Genomic DNA, 9,489 nt, shown 5'->3' on the forward strand with positions numbered 1-9,489 from the left:
GGGCTTTAGCCCCGACTTTCGGGGCTAAAGCCCCTCCCACATGAATACTTTCACACTCTCTCCAGCGAGGGAATGATGTAATGAAGCATCCGCCAACTCAAAAAAAACATAGTCGATAAGGAATATGAGGGGGAATTCTACTCACTTGTTCATGGCCGGAAACCGCGCTGAGCCGGGACCGATGCCCAAACGTTCCCGCAAAAACCGTCTATCCATCAACTGACGTTCGAATTCGCTTGCTAACCTTAACACCCGCTGCACCAAGGCCACGTTCGTCGCTGCCGTCATCCTTGCCTGATCAAACCACAGGTTGTCTTCCAGACCCACTCGTACGCCATCGGCAAATAGCAGCCCCAGGCCATTCGCCGCCAACTGACAGCGACCGATGCCTGCCACAGACACCACGCAATCTTCCGGCAGGGCTGCGAGGATCGCCGCCAGATGCAATGGATCGGCCTGAGCACCGGCAATGTTGCCCAGCAGCACATTGACATAGAGCGGCGCAGTCAGTAGTCCTTCTTTGAGCAACACCCGTATAAAATTAGCCATGCCAAGATCGAATACCTCCAGTTCCGGGATAATACCTTTTTCCTGCATGCGAGCCGCCAACAGACGGATAGTTTCCGGCTCATTCACGCTGGCAGACTGCACAAAATTATGCGAACTAAGGGTTAAGCTGGCCATATCGGGCCGTGCGTTGCCGTCCAGCTCCAGGATGCGGGAACGTGATTCAAAGTCAATTGACTGACGCCCTGTGGTAGTCACGCATAACAGGGCCTCGCGTCCACCCGGCAATTTACGAATGGCCTCAATCAATCGACCATAGGGCTCAGGATAACCGGTTTGGACACCCTCTACATCGCGTGCATGTAAATGCACCATTTGTATACCCAATTCCAAACAACGAGCTACATCATCGACAATTTCATTATGATTGAGCGGCACATGCGGACTCATGGATCGGGTCGGAATTCCCCCGGTACAGGCTAAGTTGATGATCAAGGGTTGGGCGAGCTTCATTCCGTGCGTAACCATACACCATCACACGCCAGCGTCTGTAGCGCGGCCTCCGATATGGGCCAGTTGTATAAACGTTTGTCCACACGCATTATGGACGTAAGCATAGAACGATCCTCTTCAAGCGTTTCATATTCGGGAAAAAGCACCTGTCGATAAGCTGACGACGGCTTCATTCAGTCGGCCTTGCATTACTCAAGTTGTTATAGGCTTCTGCATAATCCGGTTTTATCTATTGCGCCAATTCCCCAAAAACATAACTCTGATCAACCGCTGTTATGACGCAGCTGATTGTCCGGTTCTCTACCGACATGTCGTTGCTGATCACGCTTCCAACCCGGAGATAATTCGGCGTATAACCGAACACCCGTTGTTTGCCATCGTCCAACGCTTCACTGTAGCCTTCCCATAACACCGGAAATTCATTACCTACATTATCTGTAAAAAACTTCAATTTCATTTCGTCAGCCAGTTCATGCAACTGCCTGCTGCGCTGTTTTTTGATTTCATTGCCCAATTGGTCCGGCAAGCTGGCGGCTTTGGTACCTGCCCGGCTGGAATAGGTAAAGATATGAATATGACCGAAACCGATTTGCTTGATGAAATTAAAGCTCTCCTGCCATTCCTGCTCGGTTTCGCCGGGAAAGCCGACGATAATATCGGTGGTGATATTAAAATGTGGAATCTGTGCGCGTAGTTGTTTGACAATCACCGCGAATTCTTCGGTTTTGCAACGCCTTGCCATACGGCGCAGCACTGTGTCCGAGCCGCTTTGCAGGGGCAGGTGCAAATGAGGCATCAAGCGCGGATTATAGAACAGCTCGAAAAAATCGCCCGGAAGCTCCCAAGGCTCTAACGAGCCCAATCTAAGCCGAGGAATGTCGGTTTCCGCCAAAATGGCTTTAATCAAGTCGGACAGGTTGTTGCCCAAGTCACTGCCGTAGCCGCCCAAATGCACACCAGTCAGGATTACTTCGGTGATGCCTTGCGCGTGCAGGGCATTGATTTCATCGATGACAGCCTGCACGGAACGACTGTTTTCTTCACCGCGTGCGACGGTGACAATACAAAAGGTGCAGCGGTAACGGCAACCGTCCTGCACTTTAACGAAAGCACGTTGCCTGCCGCGAGTAAACAGCGATATTTCCCCCGGCTCGGTGGATAGGGCGGGCATACTGTCCATGTTCAATTCGGTCAGGGTTTTTTCGACCAGCCGGTCTTTATCCTTATTGCTGACGACCAAGTCAACGCCCAGCAAAGACGCAGCTTCATCTTCATTCAAGGTTGCGTAACAGCCGCTGACCACGAGTTTGGCTTGCGGATTATCGCGATGGATGCGCCGTATCAGCTGGCGTGATTTTCTGGCCGCATCCTGGGTTACCGCGCAGGAATTAATGACAATAAGTTGGGCGGCTTCGGCTTGCTTGGTGATTTGATGGCCGGATTTTTGAAAAGCCTGCGCCCAGGTTTCCAGTTCGGCTTCGTTAAGACGGCAACCGAGGGTTTTAAGGTAAACTTTCATTAAGTATTACAGCAAGTTAAATAAAATAAGAGCACGGATAAAAAAGAACACCACGAAGACACGAAGGACACGAAGAAAATATATAAAACTTCGTGTCCTTCGTGTCTTCGTGGTGAAAGCTTTTCAATTATTGCGAATTAGCCAAAGAACCAATAGGCGACAAAAATGGACGCAATAACGCCCGCCAAATCGGCTATTATCCCACATGCGGCGGCATGGCGAATATGTTTGATGCCGACCGAACCGAAGTAAATCGCCAGTACATAAAAGGTGGTTTCGGTGCTGCCCTGCACGATCGCCGATAAGCGTCCGGCAAATGAGTCCGGGCCCAGGGTTTTCATGGTATCGATCATCATCGCCCTGGCTCCGCTACCGCTGAACGGCTTGATCAATGCGGTGGGTAGCGCATCGACAAAACGGTCGTCGAGCATGAAGTAATGCACGGCGGCTCGCGCCAAATCAGCCAATAAATCCAGCGCGCCGCTGGCTCTGAACACGCCGATAGCGACCAGCATCGCGACTAAATAAGGGATGATACCGACCGCGGTTTGAAAACCTTCTTTGGCACCTTCAATGAAAGCGTCGTAGGCGTTAATCTCCTTGTTGATCGCGCCCAGAATAAAAATGATGACCAGCGAAAACAGGATAAAATTACTGATAAGCGCGGATTGTTCAAGCATTTGCTGCTGCGGCAGGCTTGAAAAATAAGCCAGTATGCCGCCCACTACCAGTGTAAAACCGCCCAGATAAGCCATGATAACTTTATCCAGCAGGTTGATTTTTTGTACGAACGCGACAGCAAGCAAGCCTGCCAGCGTCGACATATAAGTGGCTATCAGGATAGGGATGAATACATCGGTCGGATTGGCAGCCCCCAACTGGGCGCGGTAGGTGAAAATCGTCACCGGAAACAATGTAACGCTCGAGGTGTTGATCACCAAAAACAGGATTTGCGCATTGCTGGCGGTTTCCGGGTTCGGGTTAAGGCTTTGCAGTTCCTGCATCGCTTTGATACCCAACGGCGTTGCAGCATTGTCCAGCCCCAGCGCATTGGCGGAGATATTCATCACAATAGCACCTAACGCAGGATGACCTCTAGGCACATCGGGCATTAACCGGCTAAATAGCGGCGTCAAGCCTTGGGTTAATAACTGGATAAAGCCGCTCTTTTCGCCGATACGCATAATGCCCAGCCATAAGGCCAGTACGCCGGTCAGGCCTAAGGCAATTTCGAAAGCCGATTTCGATAACGCGAACATGGCCTCCATGATCTGCGCAAACACCTGATGATCTCCGAAGAAAACCAATTTGAACAGCGCGATGCAAAAGGCGGTAAGAAAAAAGCCGATCCAGATAATGTTTAACACGATAAGCGGATAAGTAAGTGTTGGTAGTAATTAAGGTTTTTTTTAAGAAGGCACGGAGTTTCATATATTCATACAACAATTAAGACGATTAAATAACTACGAAACCATGAACGATTGCCTAAAAGTCGGCAAGAACGAGTTTTTCTGTCAATAAATTATCAGACCAGGGATTCAAGTCCGGCGGATATGATGATTTAAAATCAATACTTCGCTTTTCAATCCATGGGCCAATACATACAGAAAAACCAAAAAATTCATACATGACCTTCCAATACACACAGCAGTCCTCGCAAGACTAAATTCGGATCAACAATGGACCTAATATCAAGCTGTCCGGCGATAAGTTCCGCATCTCCACCGGTTAAAATCAGTTGCGTATTTTCAGCTTGTTTTGCCAGCACATGCTCGATCAAGCCAATGGCCGCCATTAAGGTGCCGCTGTAAATTGCGGCCTCGGTAAAATTGGCCAGACCGACTACATGGTTTGATGTGTTAAATGACAGGGCCTCAGTGCCTTGACCAAGAGACTCTTTCATCAGAGTTAGACCGGGACTGATCAGGCCGCCTTGATGCTTGCCGTCGGCATCGATTAAATCCACGGTAATGGCCGTTCCGCAATCGACTATACAGGCTGAACCCTGATATTTCTGCCAAGCAGCGACTAAAGACAGCCAGCGGTCAACACCCATTTTTTCCGGCTGTTGATAAGCGTTAATCACACCAAATGCCTGAGCTTGGGATTTAACCAGGATAATATCCACATCAAACCAAAGTTCATGCGCTACCGACTGGACAAGTTCGAGCAACCGGTTTGCGCTGACACAGGAAATGGCAATACGCCGGGGGCGATAGATATCTTTCCAGAGCCTGACCAGTTCATCCCGATCAATCCGGCGATTAACCAAAGGCGACCCAGTCATGATTTGACCGGCTGTCGTAACCGCCCACTTTAGCCGGGTATTACCCATATCAATCAACAAATTCATTGCGCTACCGAATTGTTAAAACTGACTTCGCCGGAAGCAAAGGTCTGTACACTGCCATCAGGATGTTCAATCAATAACATACCGTTATCGTCGACGCCTTGCACGATGCCTTCGAATTGTTGCTGACCGATAAACAAGGTCGCAGATTTACCGGCCAGGCAATCATAACCGCGCCATTCATCGAGATAGGCCTTAATGCCAACGCCTTCGTACTCGGCAATAACTGGCAGCAGATGGTTTAACAGGGTGCCTGCCAATTTATTCCTGAACAGTTGGCTTTGTCCGGTGACCTTACTTAAATCGGTCCAGGCTTGGGTAATGCTTTCAGCTTCCGTTTCAGGTAAAAACAAATTTAAGCCCAGGCCGATAACGGCACTGCACGGACCGTCCGTTTCACCCGAGACTTCAACCAAAATACCGCCCAGTTTTTTACCCTGGCTATAAATATCATTAGGCCATTTAAGGCCTACATCATTTATTTGATGCTGCTTTAAAGCCCTGATGACCGCCACGCCGATAGCCAGGCTTAAGCCGGAAATAGAGGCAGGCCCCTGCTGAAAACGCCAGAGTATCGACAGATAAATGTTACTCCCATAAGGCGAAACCCACTGCCTCCCTCGCCTGCCTTTACCGGCTGTTTGGTGTTCCGCAAAACAAACAGAGCCTGAAGGCGCATTATTTTGCGAGCGCTCCACTAAATAACGGTTAGTGGAATCGATTTGGTCGTGAATTTCAAGCGATGAAATTAATGCACCAACTTGATTGTTAACAACTTCATTGATTTTTGACGAGGCCAACAACTCCAGCGGATTATCCAGTCGGTAACCTTTACCGCTGACTGCCGAGTGTTGCAATCCTAACTCGGTCAAACCGTTCAATTGTTTCCAGATCGCTGAACGACTGATACCCAACGCATCGGCCAAATCAGTGCCTGAATGAAACTCCCCGTCAGCCAATAACGTGAGGATTTTTTTTTGCTTATCTGAAATATTCACAGCCGCTCAAGATATATTGCTAACCTGCTTTTTATCCCTAATCTGTTGTAATTGCTCTTTTACCACATATTTAATCAGCATTTCCCGATCATCATCTTTCATCTTAATAAAATTAACGCCAACAAAATAAGGGTAGCGATCATCGTTTGATTCGCTATTTTTACAATAAACAACCCTACCGTAAGTCACGATGACCGTCATACAAGATATCAACAGTATTTTGATTTCCAGATAATCGTTTTCGTTGAGCGCTTCTTCACAATTAAAAGCTATGCCGGTTGCGCTCATATTAACGTTACGGGTGTCATTTTCCTTAACTTGAAGGCCTTGCATCATGATGGCCTGAGCAAGAAGATTGATTTTTGCGTCTATTAACCTTAAGTAATCCGCTACCTCAGGCAGGTTTTTGTCCAGCCTGTGCAATAACAATGTCGATTCCTGCGATATTGTTTCAAGTGCGGTAGACAACGAACAGCTATTTAAAATATTGTCGGAAACATGGTGCGGCTCGTTCACCAATTTTTCATCTATTTTTTTGTAAAAAAGAGTAACTTCGTCATCAATTCGAAAAAAGCCTCTTCGATCTTCAGTTTTCGTCATGTTGTTCTTATCCATAATCTACAACCTCTAAACTTTTATGATTATGACTGGCATCTGGGCTTTTAAGCGATTTTATAGGCTCAGCTCACGCCACCGCAGTTTGTCAAATTATACGTTAAACAGTTTGTTTGTTTTATTTTTTGGCTTAATCATAATAAACCCGAATATCCGAGTCAGCTTCGCAACATCAGCTTATGAATACAGAAAATAGAGCGCCAACAGTAGGTACTTTGGGCGAGGAAAAAGATCAAAACTATTCCAGGGGAGTTGCTAGCTGAAGAAAATCGTTCAGTTCTTCGTAGCAACGGAACTCAGCCATATATTCCGGTTTCAAATTACCGCCTGTCGATGACAGCTATCTGGTGAACGGTAAAAATCCACTCATCTCAATTTGTTTAAATCAAACACCTTGGGCACACAAGTCATTGGGATCGGCCTCCATTGATTTAGCCATGAATCAATGCATATTACCCGAAACCAATCGAGCCTAAACCCTCTGACTTGTTACACACTAACGCGCTCTAAAGGGATTTATTCAAAATAATCCCACGGGTATTCCGGAGTTAAAATCGGTTGAAAACCTGCAGGAACCGGAAAAGGCGCCGAAAGAAATTCATAAACGCCGACCAGTTCGCGGGTTACAGTCATGCCCAAGCCTGTAGCAAGATCGATAGGAAAGCCAATCGCTCCTTTAGCCTTAGTCTCTTTAACGATATTACCCGGTATTTCAAGAAAACCGCAGGTCATCTCTGCCAAACCTCTACCGAATTTCTGCGCCGATGTATGCCCCGTTGCTTTATGCGCATAAGCATTGGAAAACGAAAATAGTATTAAAACTGTAAAAGCCGCCAATATTATTAAGGTACTCCCCATTGTCTAGACCAAAATCTCATGAAATCAAGATAGAAGCCGGTTGATAAAAATGGGTTGTTTCATGCTTCTTATAACGCTTTCCTAAATACACGTCAGCCGTCGTCCGATAGTCCAATGATTGGTGGAACCGTTCATGATTATAGAAATTGAAGAAATCCTTCAACCCTAGCCATGTTTCCTGGACGGTGTGCTTATCCTGCAAGTACACATGCTCATACTTGATCGTACGCCACAGCCGCTCGACAAAAATATTGTCCAGTGCCCGCCCCCGTCCGTCCATACTGATTTTGATGCCTTTGTCTAGCAACGGCTTGGTAAAGCGGGGCGTGGTGAACTGCGAACCCTGGTCGGTGTTGAATATTTCGCATTGCTTGCGTTCGGTTATGCTTCCCACCGCTTCAATACAGAAGTCAGCATCTAAGGTGGTGCTCAATGCCCAGCCAAAGACGTATCGGCTGTACCAGTCAATCACCGCCATCAGGTATACGAAGCCTGATGCCAGTCGGATATAAGTGATGTCAGTGCTCCACACCTGGTCGCAGCGGTCGATAACCAAGCCGCGCAACAAGTAGGGGTAAACCTGGTGTTCCGGGTTTCGCTGGCTGGTATCGGGCTTCTGGTACACAGCCTCCAATCCCATTATCCGCAGCAAACGCCTGACCCGTTTGGGGTTAACGACATGCCCCAAATGACGTAAATGCGCCACCATTTTCAATACGCCATAATAAGGTGTCCGAGTGTATTGCTCGTCCAACAATCGCATTAGAGCGAGGTTTTCTTCGCTTTCACCCGCAGGCGGGTAGTATAGGGACGAACGGTTCGGCCCCAACAGGTTGCATTGTTACCGGACACTGAACTGTGGGTCTTGCGGGCCAACCCACGATTGCCTTGCCGCTAATGGCTGGCCGAGGACTTTTTTTTGAGCCAGTCCCGTTCGGCAATGAGCTGGCCTATCTGGCGGTGCAACTCGTCAATGTCCTGCTGCTGGTTTTCTCGTGCTTTTTCTTTCTTTCCGGTGAACGCTTCTGGAATCATGGCTAACGCCTGCTTTTTCCAGAGATTGATCTGTGTCGCGTGGACACCGTATTCTGTAGTCAGTTCGTTAATCGTTTTTTATTGGCGAATCGCCTCAACGGCCACTTTGGTTTTAAATTCCGTTGTGTGGTTCTTGCGTATATTTGCCATAGTTTAGATTGCCTTTTGGGTAAGGCTTTCTATCTTAACTGCTGGTCTAAAATATGGGGAGTATCATACTCCAAGCAGAGTCAATATTGGAATTCATAGTGCCTTATTTAAATGCCTAGTCAAAAACCTCCGGCAAAGCCGGAGGCTTGAAAATATGAACCGCTCAAAGCGGGTTGATTTTGTGTCACCTAAAGGTGGCGGTGCCTTAAAATAAATCGAGTTGGTCTATTCGCTTGTCCTCTTCTTCCTGATGCCTGATGTAGTTTCGCACGGTTGCTTCATCCCTGCCCACCGTTGAAACAAAATACCCTCTTGCCCAGAAACTCTGGCCTGTGAAGTTTTTTCTTCGGCCCATATAGGTTCGTGCTATGGATATGGCGCTTTTACCTTTTATAAATCCAACAACCTGTGATACTGAGTATTTGGGGAGAATCGACATCAAAAGATGGACATGGTCTGACATCAAATGCCCTTCCACTATCTTGCATTCCTTTTGTGATGCCAAATCTTTCAGCATCGCCCCCAAATATTGCCTCAACTCCTTATAAAGGCTCTTTTTCCGGTATTTTGGAATCCACACTATGTGGTACTTACATTCCCATTTCGTATGATTTAAACTTTCGAGTGAAGTCATCGTTTGTTTCCTTATCTTTAGAACTTTAGGCGGTTCACAGATAAGGAGACTCTCGATGATTCCCGTAATTGTCAAACTTTGTGAGTCCCCCAGCAGAGCTGGGGGTTTACTTATGATTAATTACAGTAAGGGACGCAACCGCTCTGAGAGTTCAAGCGAAACCGCGAAACATTGATAAAAATTGAATGTCAAAACCGCCAACAGGAGGCGCATCAATTTGACTGACTTATTAGGGTGTTTAGTCCCATATTTAATTGGTATAAACTATCTTGAACTCAAGGAGCAAAAGCTATGGGACAAATACTACACG

Annotated in this window: 8 protein-coding genes and 1 pseudogene; all 9 read right to left on the reverse strand. The window is 47.2% G+C overall.

Annotated elements, in window-relative coordinates; translation table 11 throughout:
• Window positions 1-141 precede the first annotated feature (141 nt).
• Entirely contained in the window at window positions 142-1,020 is an 879-nt protein-coding gene (locus tag V7051_RS23730; protein WP_333879256.1) for a 3-keto-5-aminohexanoate cleavage protein, read from the reverse strand.
• Between the two features lie 229 nt (window positions 1,021-1,249).
• Window positions 1,250-2,539, reverse strand: coding sequence for a tRNA (N(6)-L-threonylcarbamoyladenosine(37)-C(2))-methylthiotransferase MtaB (gene mtaB / locus V7051_RS23735; RefSeq protein WP_333879255.1), 1,290 nt, complete (start codon window positions 2,537-2,539; stop codon window positions 1,250-1,252).
• 137 nt (window positions 2,540-2,676) lie between these two features.
• Complete coding sequence (locus V7051_RS23740) at window positions 2,677-3,906, reverse strand: nucleoside recognition domain-containing protein (protein WP_333879254.1); 1,230 nt, start codon at window positions 3,904-3,906, stop codon at window positions 2,677-2,679.
• 254 nt (window positions 3,907-4,160) lie between these two features.
• Window positions 4,161-4,892, reverse strand: coding sequence for a type III pantothenate kinase (locus tag V7051_RS23745; RefSeq protein WP_333879253.1), 732 nt, complete (start codon window positions 4,890-4,892; stop codon window positions 4,161-4,163).
• A complete protein-coding gene (birA, locus tag V7051_RS23750; protein WP_333879252.1) occupies window positions 4,889-5,887 on the reverse strand; it encodes a bifunctional biotin--[acetyl-CoA-carboxylase] ligase/biotin operon repressor BirA in 999 nt (332 codons plus the stop codon). Before birA ends, V7051_RS23745 begins: the two co-directional genes overlap by 4 nt.
• Window positions 5,888-5,893: 6 nt before the next feature.
• Window positions 5,894-6,487: a PilZ domain-containing protein gene (locus V7051_RS23755; RefSeq protein WP_333879251.1), complete on the reverse strand. Its 594-nt coding sequence runs from the start codon at window positions 6,485-6,487 to the stop codon at window positions 5,894-5,896.
• Between the two features lie 531 nt (window positions 6,488-7,018).
• The gene (locus V7051_RS23760; protein ID WP_333879250.1) at window positions 7,019-7,360 is read right to left on the reverse strand and encodes an exosortase system-associated protein, TIGR04073 family; all 342 of its coding nucleotides are present in this window, start codon (window positions 7,358-7,360) and stop codon (window positions 7,019-7,021) included.
• A 16-nt stretch (window positions 7,361-7,376) separates the two neighbouring features.
• A pseudogene (locus tag V7051_RS23765) lies at window positions 7,377-8,545 on the reverse strand (IS3 family transposase).
• Between the two features lie 205 nt (window positions 8,546-8,750).
• A complete protein-coding gene (tnpA, locus tag V7051_RS23770) occupies window positions 8,751-9,179 on the reverse strand; it encodes an IS200/IS605 family transposase (protein ID WP_333879249.1) in 429 nt (142 codons plus the stop codon).
• Window positions 9,180-9,489: the final 310 nt, after the last annotated feature.

It is taken from the genome of Methylobacter sp. (genome assembly GCF_036845245.1).
Classification (GTDB): Bacteria; Pseudomonadota; Gammaproteobacteria; order Methylococcales; family Methylomonadaceae; genus Methylobacter_A.